Annotated in this window: 13 protein-coding genes and 1 tRNA gene; 4 read left to right on the top strand and 10 right to left on the bottom strand. The window is 66.3% G+C overall.

The features are described from left to right. The 6 genes from MJ603_RS13640 to MJ603_RS13615 all read right to left on the bottom strand — a co-directional run. On the bottom strand, positions 1-556 hold a 556-nt coding region (locus tag MJ603_RS13640), incomplete at its 3' end, for a hypothetical protein (protein WP_243064260.1). 203 nt (positions 557-759) lie between these two features. Beyond that, positions 760-1,461 carry a hypothetical protein gene (locus tag MJ603_RS13635; RefSeq protein ID WP_243064259.1) on the bottom strand — a complete coding sequence of 234 codons (702 nt, stop codon included), beginning with the start codon at positions 1,459-1,461 and terminating at the stop codon, positions 760-762. Further along, complete coding sequence (locus tag MJ603_RS13630) at positions 1,458-3,131, bottom strand: serine/threonine-protein kinase (RefSeq protein ID WP_243064258.1); 1,674 nt, start codon at positions 3,129-3,131, stop codon at positions 1,458-1,460. Before MJ603_RS13630 ends, MJ603_RS13635 begins: the two co-directional genes overlap by 4 nt. Further along, positions 3,128-4,483 (bottom strand): FHA domain-containing protein, encoded by a 1,356-nt coding sequence (locus MJ603_RS18795; protein ID WP_243064257.1) that lies wholly within the window; start codon positions 4,481-4,483, stop codon positions 3,128-3,130. The genes MJ603_RS13630 and MJ603_RS18795 overlap by 4 nt, the downstream gene beginning before the upstream one ends. A 60-nt stretch (positions 4,484-4,543) precedes the next feature. After that, entirely contained in the window at positions 4,544-5,359 is an 816-nt protein-coding gene (locus MJ603_RS13620; protein WP_243064256.1) for a PP2C family serine/threonine-protein phosphatase, read from the bottom strand. Then, positions 5,325-6,383 carry a TerC/Alx family metal homeostasis membrane protein gene (locus MJ603_RS13615; RefSeq protein WP_243064255.1) on the bottom strand — a complete coding sequence of 353 codons (1,059 nt, stop codon included), beginning with the start codon at positions 6,381-6,383 and terminating at the stop codon, positions 5,325-5,327. Before MJ603_RS13615 ends, MJ603_RS13620 begins: the two co-directional genes overlap by 35 nt. A gap of 233 nt (positions 6,384-6,616) precedes the next feature. Between MJ603_RS13615 and MJ603_RS13610 the strand changes: the two genes are divergently transcribed. Both MJ603_RS13610 and MJ603_RS13605 read left to right on the top strand, forming a co-directional pair. After that, complete coding sequence (locus MJ603_RS13610; RefSeq protein WP_243064254.1) at positions 6,617-8,053, top strand: lipase maturation factor family protein; 1,437 nt, start codon at positions 6,617-6,619, stop codon at positions 8,051-8,053. 9 nt (positions 8,054-8,062) lie between these two features. Next, a complete protein-coding gene (locus MJ603_RS13605; protein WP_243064253.1) occupies positions 8,063-9,169 on the top strand; it encodes an epoxide hydrolase family protein in 1,107 nt (368 codons plus the stop codon). Positions 9,170-9,209: 40 nt separating this feature from the next. On the opposite strand, the gene MJ603_RS13600 is transcribed toward MJ603_RS13605, so the two are convergent. Beyond that, complete coding sequence (locus tag MJ603_RS13600; RefSeq protein ID WP_243064252.1) at positions 9,210-9,551, bottom strand: YciI family protein; 342 nt, start codon at positions 9,549-9,551, stop codon at positions 9,210-9,212. A 224-nt stretch (positions 9,552-9,775) separates the two neighbouring features. Between MJ603_RS13600 and MJ603_RS13595 the strand changes: the two genes are divergently transcribed. Continuing rightward, on the top strand, positions 9,776-10,483 hold the full coding sequence (locus tag MJ603_RS13595) for a hypothetical protein (RefSeq protein WP_243064251.1): 708 nt from the start codon (positions 9,776-9,778) through the stop codon (positions 10,481-10,483). Between the two features lie 364 nt (positions 10,484-10,847). Further along, the gene (locus MJ603_RS13590) at positions 10,848-11,204 is read left to right on the top strand and encodes a hypothetical protein (protein ID WP_243064250.1); all 357 of its coding nucleotides are present in this window, start codon (positions 10,848-10,850) and stop codon (positions 11,202-11,204) included. 207 nt (positions 11,205-11,411) lie between these two features. On the opposite strand, the gene MJ603_RS13585 is transcribed toward MJ603_RS13590, so the two are convergent. The 3 genes from MJ603_RS13585 to MJ603_RS13575 form a co-directional block, all read right to left on the bottom strand. Next, positions 11,412-11,484, bottom strand: a tRNA-Glu gene (locus tag MJ603_RS13585). Between the two features lie 87 nt (positions 11,485-11,571). Then, positions 11,572-12,510 carry a YegS/Rv2252/BmrU family lipid kinase gene (locus MJ603_RS13580; protein ID WP_243064249.1) on the bottom strand — a complete coding sequence of 313 codons (939 nt, stop codon included), beginning with the start codon at positions 12,508-12,510 and terminating at the stop codon, positions 11,572-11,574. A gap of 69 nt (positions 12,511-12,579) precedes the next feature. Then, positions 12,580-14,697, bottom strand: coding sequence for a heavy metal translocating P-type ATPase (locus MJ603_RS13575; RefSeq protein ID WP_243064248.1), 2,118 nt, complete (start codon positions 14,695-14,697; stop codon positions 12,580-12,582). Between the last annotated feature and the right edge of the window lie 31 nt (positions 14,698-14,728).

Raw genomic sequence — 14,728 nt, 5'->3', positions numbered from 1 at the left:
AGTGGTCACCGACCGCCGACAACTGGAACGACGAAGGAACGGCCATCGACGACGACTGGCCGGCCGCCCCTGGATGATCGAACCGCACCAGCGAACGCTTCTCAGGCGAGGCACTGTACGCGACACCCTGATCGGTGACAACAGTCTTCGTACCACGACCCAGCTTCGCCGACACCGGCGTCTTGGACGGATCGAACGAAAGCCTGGACGAAGCATCCAACACCCAGACCTTGCCATCCGGCGAGGTGATCGCGATCGTGTTCCCGCCATACGCCACCTGAGACCCAGCAGGGATGCTCACCCGATCCGTCAACGACACGAACGCCGGATCAATCCGCTCCAACGTGCCGTTCTTACTATCGGTCAAGAAGTAGGCACTGCCGTTCTGCAGCACATCCAGATCACTGGAAGCACCATTGACCGCCGCATCCAACTCGTCGATCTGATGATTCAGACGACCACCCATCAACTTGTCGCCGTTGGTCACCCACACATCACGAGCATCGAGATCGACGTCATCCGTCGGAAAGCCCTTGTGCAGAACCGCGAACGTCACAGGAACAGCCGCAACGATCGCGATGACAATGGCCGAAGAGAGGGCCTTATGCCGCCGGATCCACGTAGAGAGGGTCCTCAGCACGTGCGACACCCCTGATTCTTCGGCCTGACCTGCGGCTCGCTCCCCCGAACCGGGTATAAGCTAGCACACGAACAGGGACTAGACAGTATCGTCTACTAGAACGTGAGAAATGCCCGCGTTCAGGCGCCCTCCGGAGCGTCGCGATCCAGCAGCGGGAGGTCCTCGGGGCCGACGAGATGGGTGGCGACCGCGTACTCCACCAGTCGCGCGCGCCGGCTGGTCGCGAGATTTCCCGCGCCGCCCCTGAGCCCGGCGACACCCAGCTTGTCGAGCTTCTCGCAGACGTTGTCGAGCTTGCGATTGAAGGTCGTCATCGACCAGCCGAGCCGGCCGGCGGCATCCGCGGACGACGGAACCTCTCCCCTGCCTGGCACTTGCTGCCGCAGCACGCCCTCGGAGAGGGCGACGATGAGCTGACGCTGGCTAGTGGTGAGCGTGACGGGGAGTACCGTCGTCGATCCGCCGGATTCCTGCGTGATGCGCGACGTGCTGAACAGGTCGTGCGGGTTGCGGATCGTGAAGTCGTACGTCGTCGGACCGGCGCTGAACATGACGTGCATCGTCTCGAACACGATCGGCAGCCTCGCCCCCGGTGCGAGCCACGCCTGCACACCGCCGGTGCCGTCCGTCACGGTGGCGGTGAGCAGCGTGCCGACGTTCGCGATCCACCACATGCCGAACTCGTCGAAGATGTGCAGGAACCGTCTGTGCAGGTAGGGATTGTCATCAATGGTCAGGTCGGATTCCCTGCCGATGCCGAAGTCTCCTGGGGACGTGACCTCGAAGGTCTCCCCGATGAACTCCACGGTGATCGGATTCACGGATTGCACGCCTTCAACGGGTTGGGCGACGCGACTCCGCTGCGGATGATCCGCACGTCGACGCATACCGCAGAGCCCGGCGTGAGGCCCGTGACAGTCGCCGTCGGCGTGTTCGTCGTCTCCGCTCCGTGAGTAGTGCCCTCCTGCTGCCACTCATAGTGATCGCCCGCCTTGGGCTTCGGATTGGTCCACGTGAACGTCACGCTGGTTCCGTCGGCACTGCGCACCGCGGACTTCAGCTTGGGGTCGGGCACCGAAGACACCTGAATCGTGCCGTCGTCCCCTCCCGCCGAGTGCGCCGCGGGTTTCGGCGTCGAAGTGTGCGGAACGAGCGCAACCGCGACGACCACTGCGACGATCACCACGAGCACGGCGGCAAGGATTCCCACGATCAATCCCGTGCGCCGCTTCGACGGTGGTTCCTCCAGTTCCTCGACCACCGGCGGGTCAGCTGCCGGCGCGGGGACGAGCGAGGAACGGATGACGGTGTGCTCGGATGCCGGCGCCGGCGTCTGCGCGGCGACCGCGGGCATCCCGCGCAGCCTCGTCGCCTCGGCGTCCGGTGCCGACGCGGCCGAGGGGTTCGGCACCCGTGCTGCCGCGGACGGCGGGGGCGGCGTCGGTGCAACGGGCGCAGGCGGAGCAGGCTTCTGCGCGAGCACGGTGGACACCGATCGCACCATCGTCTCGTCGCCGGAGTCGGCGGTCTCCCGCTCCGGCCGGGCGGAGGAGACGAGGTTCGGCACTTCGATGCCGGACGGCGAGTAGCCGAGTTCCATCTCGACGCGCTGCATCGCTCGCGCGAAGTCGACGGCAGTGGCGAACCTGTCCTCACGACGCGACGCCATGCCCTTGGCGAGCACCGCGACCAGCGTGCGCGGCACATCCGATCGGTCGATCGGGGTGATGGCGCCGCGCTCGATGCGCCCGATCAGGTCGAGCGTGCCGTTGGAGCGCCCGGGGATCTCGAACGGCGTGTGGCCTGCGATCACGGTGTACACGGTGGCCGCGAGCGAGAACACGTCGCTGCGAACGTCGGGCTTGGGATCGTCCTCGAACATCTCGGGCGGCGACCACGGCACCGAAAGGCCGACGGACTGCCGCGTCGTGCTGTCGTTCGGCACTGCCGTCGCCGCTTCGCGACGCGAGAAAGTCGTCGTGTGAACAGGCAGCTCTTCTTCGAGCGCCGACGAGATACCGAAGTCGGTCAGCGCCGGCCAGCCGAAGTCGTTGGTGAGCACGTTCGCCGGTTTGATGTCGCGGTGCAGGATGCCTGCAGCGTGCGCGGTGGCCACGGCGCCTGCCACCCGGATGCCGATGCGCAGCGCGTCTTCTACTGGAAGCCGCTCGCGCTTGTAGCGCTCGGCGAGCGAGGGGCCGGAGCAGTACTCCATGACGAAGTAGGGCCGGTCGTCCGCCGAGACGTCCGCGTGATAGATCGTGACGATGTACGGATGCGCCGACAACTGCGCCATGACATTCGCCTCTGCGACGAACTGGGTACGGGACTGCTGGTCGAGCTCGTCGGTGAGCAGCACTTTGACGGCGACCTTGCGTCGCGGCAACTTCTGCTCGTACAGGAAGACGTCGGAGAACCCACCTGAACCCAGCAGTCGCTGGTACTCGTAGCCCGGAAGGTCGGGCGCCTGGGTTGCGACGCGTCTGCTCATGCCTGAACGACGCCCAGGGTCACTCCACTGCCGAGATCGATGATCGTACCTGCGATCACCGACGTCGGCTCTCCTGCTCGCAGCTTCTGCGGAGTCTTGCCGGGCAGCGAGATCAGCGTGCCGTTCCGGGAGTGCAGGTCGGTGACGACCACGGTTCCGCCCTCGATGGTGAGCTGCACGTGATTGCGTGAGATGTCGTGCTCGACGCTGTCGACCGTGACCAGGCGCGGCACACGGCCTCCGCCCATCTTGCTGACGCTCGGCGCGCGCCCGACGACGACCATGCCGTCGATCGGCTCGGCGGCACCGCTGGGCAACTGCAGCACGAAGTCCGGCTCGGCGGAAATCGCAGGTGCCCGGGGCGCAGCCGGCGGAGCGGGCTGTATCGCGGATCCCGCCGACTCGCGGAGCGCGCGCAGGTCGCCGCTCATCACGGTCAACCCGTCGTGGTCGCCGAGTGCCGTGCCGGCGGCCCCCGGAGCGGGCGACACCACCGGGAGCTGCATCAGTGCGGCGGCAGGCGGCTCGGCCGGGGCGTGCTCGTCGGCATCCTCGACCTGCGGGCGCGCCGCGGCGTCTTCGACGCTGCGCATCATGGTCGCCCCGAAGAGGTGGTCGTATCCCGTGGTCTCGTGCGGAGTCTCTTGGGCCTTCGTATCCGGGGGCTGGATGGCGTCTTCACCGGCGACAGTCACTTCGAGGTCGGCGATGGTGCGGTCGAGGTCGACCTCGTCTTCACCCGGCTCGTCGTCCTGTGCGACCGGTGGCTCCGCGTCGGCCTCAGCGGGAGGCACGATCACGGCGATGGGTTCAGGCGCTTGCACGACCGGTGTCCGCACGACCGGTGGGGTCCACTCCGCCGCCGGGATGCCGTCTGCCACCTCGACGTAGTTCACCGCGAGCGAGCCGAACGCGAGCCCGCTCACCCACGCCGTGCCGACCGCCAACGGGAGCGAAGGGCCGGCAACCGGGTTCGACGGCAGGCACTCGATGCGGAATCCCGTGATGCCGGTCACCGGTCGCTCGACCCAGGTGGAGACGCCGCGCGCGGTGATGTCCTCGCTGCCTCGAGCGGTCTCGACGACCACCCCGGCTCCTCCGCGCACGATGAAGCGTCCGTCGAACGTGTCGCCTGAGCCGTCCCACTCCGCCAGCACGAAGCCCGGCGCATTCGTCAGGCCGCCCTTCGCGAGTTCGTCGATGACGAGACGGATGCCGTCGTCGTCGCTGAGCGCCGCCCAGAGGCGGGCCGCGAATCCGTCATCATCGGCCGTACGGTGCACGACGGCCAGTCGTCCGGGGATCACGGCGGCCAGCCAGCCACCGGGGGCCGTGTGTTCCACTGTGAGCACGTTCGTCATCCTTAGCTCTTCGCAGTCGTCGACGTGGGGCGGATGCTGCCGCCCTGCGCGTCATGATCGGGGGCGGGTGTCTTCGAGATATTGCTGGTGTTCGGGTCGCTCAACGGTATCCCGCTCGGCTTCGACCGATTCGGGCCACGACGACACGACGACGGCGGAGACGTTGTCGCGACCGCCGGCCGTGATCGCGGCGTCGGCGAGCACGCCTGCCAGGCGTTCATCGTGCGGGTTCTCACGCAGAATAGCGGCGATCCGGTCGTCGGAGAGCTCCTTGCTCAGTCCATCGGAGCAGATCAGGAACGTCTGCTCTCCACCGGCCGGAAGCATCCAGACGTCGACGTCGACGTCGTCTGCGGCGCCGAGCGCCCTTGTGATGACATTGCGCTCGGGATGCTCACCCGCCTCGTCCGCGCTGATCACGCCGGCATCCACGAGCTCCTGCACCGCCGAGTGGTCGACGCTGAGCTGGGTGAGCCTCGCGCCGTCCCAGCTGTACACGCGGGAGTCGCCGATGTTGATGATCATCCAGTAGCGGCTGCCACCGTCGCTGCCGCTCACGGCGACCACGCCGGCGAGCGTGGTTCCGGCGACGGCGACGCCCGAGGCATCCGCCGTCGACAGCGCCCGCACGGCCTCGTTCGCCGCGGCAACGGCGTCGAGCACGTCGCTGGGCGTCACGGGCGCGCCTTCTGCGAGCCGTTCCGCCATCACGCGAACGGCCGCGCTGCTGGCCAGATCGCCGCGTGCGTGGCCGCCCATGCCGTCCGCAACGACGAAGACCGGATCGCGCGCGAGAACGGCGTCTTCATTCACCGCGCGCACCGCACCGACGTCAGTGCGAGCGCTCACCGCCAGCGTCAGGTTCACCGACCGTGCTCTCCTTGCTCGAGTCCTGCTCGTCCCGGTTCCGAACGGAACGCCTGTCTACCCACATCTTGGTCAGACTTGCCATGGTAGCCACAAGCATGGCCACAAGGATGAATCCGAGCGACTGCCAGGTACCGATCTCGGGCGCCCAGTGCACGGGATCTCCCCCGTTGATGAACGGCAATTCATTGGTGTGCAGAGCGTGGAAGATCAGCTTCACGCCGATGAACACCAGGATCGCGACCACGCCGTATTTGAGATACTCGAGCCGCTTGAGCAGGTGGCCGAGCAGGAAGTACAGCTGCCGCAGGCCCATCAGTGCGAACACGTTCGCCGCGAACACGATGAACGGGCTCGTCGTGATGCCGAAGATGGCCGGAATCGAGTCGAGTGCGAACAGCAGGTCGGTGGTGCCCAGTGCGAGGAACACGAGCAACATGGGCGTGAAGTAGCGCTTGCCGTCGATTGCAACCGTCAGCTTCGCTCCGTTGAATTCGTCGTGCACGTTCAGTCGGCGACGCGCGAACCGCAAGAAGAAGGAGTCCTTCGAGCCTTCGTCGTCGCCGCTCGGCAGTGCCTGCTGCACGCCGGTGTAGAGAAGGAAGAGGCCGAACAGGTAGAAGACCCAGGTGAAGTTCTCGATCAGGCCGGCACCGATCACGATGAAGATCCCGCGGAGGACGAGCGCGATGACGATGCCCGCCATCAGCGCTTCCTGCTGGTACTTCGGCGGCACCGCGAATCGCGCGATGATCACCACGAAGACGAACAGGTTGTCGATGCTGAGGCTGTACTCCGTGAGCCAGCCTGCCAGGAACTGTCCGGCGTGCTCGGCATCGCCCATCACGAGCATCAGGTATGCGAAGACGAGAGCGAGCACCGCGTAGAAGACCACGAACAGAGTGGACTCGAGCGGCTTCGGAACGTGCGGCCGTTTCACCGCGATCACCAGGTCGGCGACGATGAGCAAGGAGAGCACGACGATCGAGGAGATCTCGAACCAGAGCGGGAGTGCGAGGTGCATCAGACGTCTTTCGGGGCCTCGTCACGCGGCGGGTACGCCTGCGCGACGAGAGTCTCTCCCGCGTTCTCACGCCGCACGACCGGAGCCTCACGGCTCGTGATGACGATCGCGTCGAGTGCCGTTCGAACGGCACTTGGGATACTCCCCCTCGCGCCCGCCAGCCTACCCGGACAAGAGCGACAGCGCGCTGCGGATGCCTCGAGCCGACCATCCGCGGCTACCGTTGGCAGCACATGGGCTGGTTCGACGCGGGTGACTACGAACTGGCGCGGCAAGTTCTCGAGCGAGGCGTCGCGGCGGTGTACCTCGTCGCGTTCTGTTCGACGATCGCGCAGTTCCCGGTGTTACTCGGCGAGCGCGGTCTGCAGCCCGCGCCGTCGTTCATCCGCTGGATGGGCGATCGCCTCTCCCCCACGTTGTTCCGGCGGCGGTACTCCGACCGTCTGCTGCGAACCGTCGCGGGTGGCGGGGCCGTCATCGCGGCCTGCCTGGTGGCCGGGCTGCCTCAGCTCGCACCGTCGTGGGTGACGATCATCGCATTCCTGCTCGTCTGGTTCGCCTACCTGTCCATCGTCGACATCGGCCAGACGTTCTACGGGTTCGGCTGGGAGAGCCTCCTGCTCGAGGCGGGCTTCGCCGCGGCGTTTCTCGGCTCGAACGACCAGGCGCCGCCGGTCATCATGATCGTGTTCATCCGCTGGCTGGTGTTCCGCCTCGAGTTCGGGGCAGGCATGATCAAGTTGCGCGGCGATCGGGCGTGGCGCGACCTCACAGCGCTGTACTACCACCACGAGACGCAGCCGATGCCCGGTCCGCTCAGCTGGTACTTCCATCACCTGCCGCGATGGTTCCACCGCGTGGAGGTGCTCGGCAACCACTTCGCCCAGTTGGTCGTGCCGTTCTTCCTGTTCGCTCCGCAACCGGTGGCGAGCGTTGCAGCCGCCATCGTCATCCTGACCCAGCTCTGGCTGGTGGCCTCCGGCAACTTCGCGTGGTTGAACGTGCTGACGATGATCCTGGCGTTCGCCGCGATCTCCGACCCCGTCGCCCATGCCGTCATCCAGGCGATGCCGGCGCACACCGACCACGTCGTGACGCCGCTGTGGTTCTTCGTCGTCATCATCGTGGTCGGCATCCTGCTGCTCGGGCTGAGCTGGCCGCCGCTGCGCAACCTCTTCTCTCGCCGCCAGCTCATGAACGCGAGCTTCAACCGCTGGCATCTGGTGAATGCTTACGGCGCCTTCGGCTCTGTGACGAAGGAACGGTTCGAGGTCATCGTCGAGGCGACCGACTCGCACGACGCGGCAACGGCTCTCTGGCGCGAGTACGAGTTCAAGGGCAAACCGGGTGATCCCTCTCGCATGCCGGGCCAGTTCGCGCCGTATCACCTGAGGCTGGACTGGCTGATGTGGTTCCTCGCCCTCGGTTCGCGCGGCGAGGACTGGTTCGAGCCCCTGCTGCAGAAACTGCTCGAGGCAGATCCGGCGACGTTGCGGATGCTCCGCAGCGCGCCGTTCGGCAACGAGCGCCCCGCGATGGTGCGGGCTTCCCTCTACCTCTACCGTTTCTCCAGTCGGGAGGAGCGACGTTCGCAGCACGTGTGGTGGGTCCGCCGTCGCGTCGGCGTTTTGGTGCGACCCATCGGGGGTCATGTCGGCCGTCGACCGTAGCGTTCTCGCATGGAGCCCTTCAGCGTCTCTGTGACGGATGCATCACTCACCGACCTGCGCGACCGCCTCGCCGCCGCGCGGCTGCTTCCCGACTCCCCGGGCAGACCGTGGTCCGGCCTCAACGCCGACTATCTGGCCGAGCTGGTCGCATCGTGGCGGGAGTTCGATTGGCGCGAGCGCGAGGTGTGGCTGAACGGGCATCCGCAGTACCAGGCAGAGATCGACGGCAGCAGACTGCACTTCGTCCACCGCAGGACGTCACGCGCGGATGCCCCGGCCCTGCTCGTGATGCACGGTTGGCCGCACACGTTCGCGATGCAACTCGACTATGTCGATCTGCTCCCCGACTTCCACGTCGTCGTCGCGAGTCTTCCCGGCTTCGCCTACTCCAGTCCTTACTCCTCAGGACCGCTCACGGAACCGCGTCTCGCCGCGACCATGCACGCTCTCATGACCGACGTTCTGGGATACGACCGGTACCTGACGTACGGAGAAGATGTCACGGCGAACGTCAACGACCTCATCGCGGCGTCGCATCCGGAGTCCGTTGCAGGCATTCTCGTGACGCACGCCCACTTCCCCACCCAGCAGGAGCGCGAGCAGCTGGATGATCCGGCCGCCGACGAGTTCTTCACCGCTCTTGCGGCGAGGCAACGCACCTCTGGCGCATACGCGCAGATCCAGGGAACCCGCCCCGACACCCTCGCGGCCGGGCTGAACGATTCGCCGACCGGTCTGCTGGCCTGGCTGGTCGAGAAGTTCGTCGAGTGGAGCGACACACCGCCCGACGACCCCCGATCGGTGGAACGCCATCTGGCCAGGGAACGACTCCTGACCGAGGCCACGATCTATTGGACGACGCAGACGATCGCCTCCTCATTCCGGCCGTACTTCGACGAGACGGATGCCCCGCCCATCCCTCCGGTCGAGGTGCCGGCGAGCATGCACATCCAGCGCCACGAGACGACGTATCCGGAGTCGGTCGCGCACTCGTTCTATCGCGATCTGCGCACGTTCGAGCGGCTCGAAGAAGGCGGCCACTTCACGATCGCCGAGGTTCCGGATGCCATGGCGACTCGCACGCGCGACTTCGCGCGGCAGCTCGGATTGCTCTGACCCTGACAGCTCTGGCACCGAGCTGCCGGGCGGGTCGACGTTACTGCTCCGGGTCGTGCTGGAACTGCCGTACTTCCTGCGCGCACCGGCATGCCTTCGCGGTCCGTGCAGCCCATTCCACGGCTTCCTCTCGCGAGGACAGATCGAGCACGCAGAAGCCGCCGTTGAGCCGCGTCGGCTGCGGGTAGACCTCGTCGCTCACGACGCCGTCGGCGAAGACCAGGAAGGGTGGAACCTCTTCGTCGATGCCTCCCGCGAAGACCAGCACTCCCGCCTCCTTCGCGGCTCGCACAACCGCGTGCGCTTCATCTGCCACGAGCTGGAAGTCTTCTTCGGAGAGTTCCATCACCCCGCTCGGAAACGAGATCAAGTAGTTCGTCATCGCGCGGCTCGCTTTCGTTTCGGCCGGCCCGCTCGGGATGGTACGCCGATCGCCGACATATGAAAACAGTGATCCCGGAGTCGTCGCGACGTTCGCCTTCGACTTCCGACGTCGCGTCCTCAATGGCACGACCAGGGAAGCAAAGAGCCCGGCGCCCCTGTGAACACAAGGAAACAGGGCTGATGTGACCCCAGCGGGATCCGCCAAGCGCCCCAAGCGGAGGGTTGGCGCATCGTAAATCGATTGATTTTCTATTGTCATTCGACTATATTTGTTCAATGCAATTGAGTGTGTCCGAATACGCCCAGGCTCGTGGGATCTCTCGGCAGCGTGCGCTCGCCATCATCAACTCAGGACAAGTCAAGGCGAAGCGCATCGGCCGCTCGTGGGCGATCGACCAGGTGGAAGTCAACCAACGGCCGGCGATCAGCCGCCCGCTGAGCACGAAGATGGCCCGCCTACTAATCGCAGCGATGTCCAGCGAACACGTCGAGCTCGATGCGCAGGAGCGCTACTTCCTGGATCGATACGTCGGACGCCTGCGAAGCGAGGCGTCTCCCCTGAGCCTGCTGCATTCGTGGTTGCGTTCGCGGCAACTCCGCGTGGTTGATGTAGCCGCCAACCCTGCCGACATCGCGGAGATCTCCTCCGACGTGAGAGTCATCGCATCCGGAATCAGCGACGACCGGGCCGGCATTTCCGCAGCTCGCGAACTCGAGGGATACGTTGCGGCGTCTGCACTCGACGGGTTCCTTCGCGACAACCTCCTCCTGGAATCAGATGCACCGAACATCCGCCTCCACATGGTGGAGCAACTGCCCGCTGCGCCCATCCCCCTCGGGTTCGTCATCGCGGATCTGATCGATTGGAACCGTCCTCGCGAAGATGGCCGCGCCGTTGAGCTCATCGAGGATATCCAATGGCGGCGCTAGAGCTACCGGCGATGACTCCGCGACAGGAAGCATCGTGGCGCGGAATCATCGCTGTGGCGCGTCGCGTTCCCAGCGGCTGGTGCCTGGTCGGCGGTCAGATGGTCCAACTGTGGTGTTGGGAACGCGAAGTGGAGCCCGTGCGCCCCACCGACGACGGTGATGCCGTGCTCGATATCCGAGCGCATCCGGGCATCATGATGCAGTTCACTCAGGCGCTTGTCGACTCGGGCTTCGAACCCGACGGCCAAGACTGGCGGGGCCACCAGCATCGCTGGGTGAACCAGGACCAGGCCAGATCGACATCCTTCTCCCCGAAGGCATCGGCGATCGGGCGAAGCGAGTCGGCGTTCGCGGCGGCACGACCTTGGAGACTCCTGGCGCACAGAACGTGCTCCACCGCGCCGAGCCATTCGAGGTCTCACAGCAGAGCCAAGCCGCGACGATCTTCCGCCCGACCCTGCAAGGGGCGCTGATCGCAAAGGCGTATGCATATGGCCTCGTGAACGACCCGTTGCGTCAGCGGCACCTCCAGGACTTCGCCGTCCTCACCTCGATGATCCGGATCTCCGATCGCGTCACAGACGGACTCCAACGCAAAGAGCGCAACAAGCTATACATGGCCTACTCCGCTGCGATCAAAGATCCCCTCGCGCTGAGCGTCGACGACGGAAGCGGCCTGCGACGAATGGCCGCAGCGGCGTCATGGAACACTCAGGGCTAGATACGAGCGCCCGCGACAGCCAGCATCACGATCGATGTCTACGCCGACCTCTTCGAAGACGACCTGGACGCCGTTGCCATCGCGCTTGATGACGCAGCTACGAAATCGAGTGTTGCCAAAATGTTGCCTCGGACCCGGTTCGCGCCACCGACTGCCGACTAAGAAAAAAGCCCGCTTCCCTTGAAAATCAAGGGAAGCGGGTGATTGTGACCCCAGCGGGATTTGAACCCGCGTTACCGCCGTGAGAGGGCGACGTCCTAGGCCGCTAAACGATGGGGCCGTTGCGGTGCCGAAAAAGGCAACTCATCGAGTATGCCATATGCCCGCTAGCCGCTCCAAATCTGGCCGCATGGTCGCTCCGAGACGATCAAGCGAGTACCCGAAGCGCGGCCGGGACGACAGTCACCTCGACGGGGAGCGGTCCGACTCGCTCGCCGTCCGCATATGCGATGACACCTTCGGCCTGGAGCTTCACACTGCGTGCCCGCACGATCGACACTTCGGGGAGCGCAGTGTGCGTCCCCTTGAACACCTTCGGAAAGACACGCAGCAGACGAAACCGCGACATCGCTCCGACCACGAAGAGGTCGAGCATGCCATCGTCAAGCTCGGAGTCGGGTGTGATGAGCATCCCACCGCCGATCGAGCGGCCGTTGGCCACCGAGATGAGCATGGCCGACCGTTCGGATGCCACGCCGTCGATCTCGATCCGGTACGGAATGGGTCGGAACGTGAGCAGTTCGCGCACCATCGACAGCGTGTACCTGCTCGCCCCTTTGGGGCGTGTCATCCGATTGGCGCGCTCGTTGACGAGGGCGTCGAATCCCGCGGAGAGCACGCACCCGAACCACGTCACGAGTTCGCCGTGCCGCACCCTGCCGAGGTCGATGCGACGCGGAGTGCGGGTGACGGCATCCTGCAGGCGTGCGATCGCGGCGTCCGGATCGTCGATCGGCAGGCCGAGCGTGCGCGCCATGTCGTTGCCCGTGCCCGTTGCGACGATGCCGAGTGCGACATCCGTCTCGGCCACCACGTTGACGCCGAGGCTCACCATGCCGTCACCGCCGACCACCACGAGAGCATCGAGCGGTTCCTGCGCGACGATCGTCTCGGTCTCACGACGCAGCAACTCGTAGTTGGGCTGCGCAAGCACGTGCACCCGATGTCCGGCCGCCTCGAGCGCTGCGACGGCAGCGGGGCCGACGCCTCGGCGGCGACCGAACGACGCCTGTGGATTGATGGCGACCGCGATCAGCTTGGCGGACGGTTCTCCGCCGGGTGCATCGGTGCCCGGTGCGCTGGTCATGCACCCGATTATGGCGGAGCATCCGGCCGTTCCCGCGCCGGGCGCGATACCGACAGCGGTGATGTCGTCTCAGCCGAGGCGGGCGCGACGCAGAAGCTGGGCGTTCACCGCCACGACGATCGTCGACGCGCTCATCAAGACGGCGCCCAACGCCGGGGACACGACGACGCCCAACGGCTCGAGCACCCCGGCGGCGAGCGGGATCGTGACGATGTTGTAGCCGGCCGCCCACCACAGGTTCTGTGTCATCTTGCGGTACGTGTGCGCCGAGAGCGCGATCGTCATGGGCACGCCTCGCGGGTCACTGGAGGCGAGCACGATGCCCGCCGACTCGATCGCGACGTCGGTGCCGGCGCCGATCGCCACACCCACATCGGCCTGGGCCAGCGCGGGCGCGTCGTTGACGCCGTCGCCCACCATCATCACCCGCGAACCATCCGCCTGCAGAGCGGAGACCGCTGCCGCCTTCTGATCCGGCAACACCTCGGCGATCACTTCGTCGATGCCGAGCCCCGCAGCCACGGCGTCGGCCACGGACTTCGAGTCACCGGTCAGCATGGCGACGCGCACGCCACGACGGCGCAGGGCGGCCACAGCATCCTTCGACTCCGCACGTACCACGTCGGCGACGGCGATCGCGCCGATCACGCGGTCGGAGCCCGAAGCATCCGAGAGCACGAAGACCACGGTCTCACCCGCGGCCTGGGCGCGTTCGGCCGCGTCGGCCAACCGCTGCTCAAGCGCCAGTCCGCGCTCGGCGACCACCCTGGGCGAGCCGACCGTGATCGTGGCCCCCTCGACTGTTCCGAACACTCCTCTGCCCGCCTGAGCGGTGAAATCACCGGCGTTTTCGAATCGGATGCCCCGCTCGCGCGCGGACGCCACGATCGCCCGTCCGATCGGATGCTCCGCCTCCGCCTCGACCGCCGCGGCCAGCGCGAGCACCTGCTCGTCGCTCTGGCCGTTCGCCGTCATGACGGCGGCGACGCCCTGCCTGCCCTGCGTCAGCGTGCCGGTCTTGTCGAACAGCACGACGTCGATGCGGCGCGCATCCTCCAACGCGGCCCGGCTGCGCACCAGGATGCCGTTCTTCGCTCCGAGCGACGTGGCGATCTGCGCCACCAGCGGAATCGCCAGGCCCAGCGCGTGCGGGCAGGCGATGATCAGCACGGTCACGACGCGCTCCAGCACGAATCCGGGATCACCCGGCTTCACGAAGAGCCACACGACGAGGGTCACGGCCGCGGCGGCGATGGCCGCGTAGAACAGCCATCCGGCGGCGCGGTCGGCGAGCAGCTGCGCCCCTGACTTGCTCGCCTGCGCCTGCGCGACGAGGCGCATGATGCCGGCCAGAGCGGTGTCATCCCGCTCCTTGGTCACCTCGACGGTGAGTGAACCGGAGCCGTTGACGCTTCCCGCGACCACGGATGCCTCTGTCACCTTGGTGACGGCGGCGGACTCCCCGGTGAGCAGGGACTCGTCGACGTCGCTTCGTCCCGACACGACCAGTCCGTCGGCGGGGATCGCAGCCCCCGGCCGCACCAGTACGCGGTCACCGACCGAGAGCTCTGCCGTCGGCACCTGCCGGGTGCCATCGTCGGTCACGAGGTCGGCAGTGTCTGGTAGCAGCGACGCCAGCTCGCCGAGAGCGTTCTGCGCGCCCATCACGGCGGACATCTCGATCCAGTGCCCGAGTAGCATGATCGTGATCAGGCTGGCGAGCTCCCACCAGAAGTCCATGCCGGCGAGTCCCAGGGTGACGGCGAGACTGTAGCCGAGTGCCACGACGATGGCCAGCGAGATGAGCGTCATCATGCCGGGCTGCTTCGAGCGCAACTCGGCGATGCCGCCCTTCAGGAACACGAGTCCGCCGTAGAGGAACACGACGATGCCGAAGACGGCCGGAATGTACTGGCTGCCTGGGAACCTCGGCCCGCTCAGGCCCAGGATGTCCTGCAGTCCGGTCGAGAACACCATCGTGGGCACCGTCAGCGCAAGTGACCACCAGAACTTCGCCCGGAACTGCGCCGGGTCATGAGCGCTGTGGTCATGAGCGCTGTGGTCATGAGCGCTGTCGCCATGGGCGCCGTGGTCATGCGTGCCGTGCTCGTGCGTCGCATGGTCATGCGCAGCGTGGTTGTGGCCTGCGTGCGTGTGCTCGTTGCTGCCGTCGGTGTGCGTATCCATCGCGGTCATAATACCCCCTGGGGGTATCAAC

Origin of the sequence: Humibacter sp. RRB41 (assembly GCF_022761015.1) — a bacterium.
GTDB lineage: Bacteria > Actinomycetota > Actinomycetes > Actinomycetales > Microbacteriaceae > Humibacter.
This window is presented reverse-complemented; position numbering and strand designations above follow the sequence as displayed.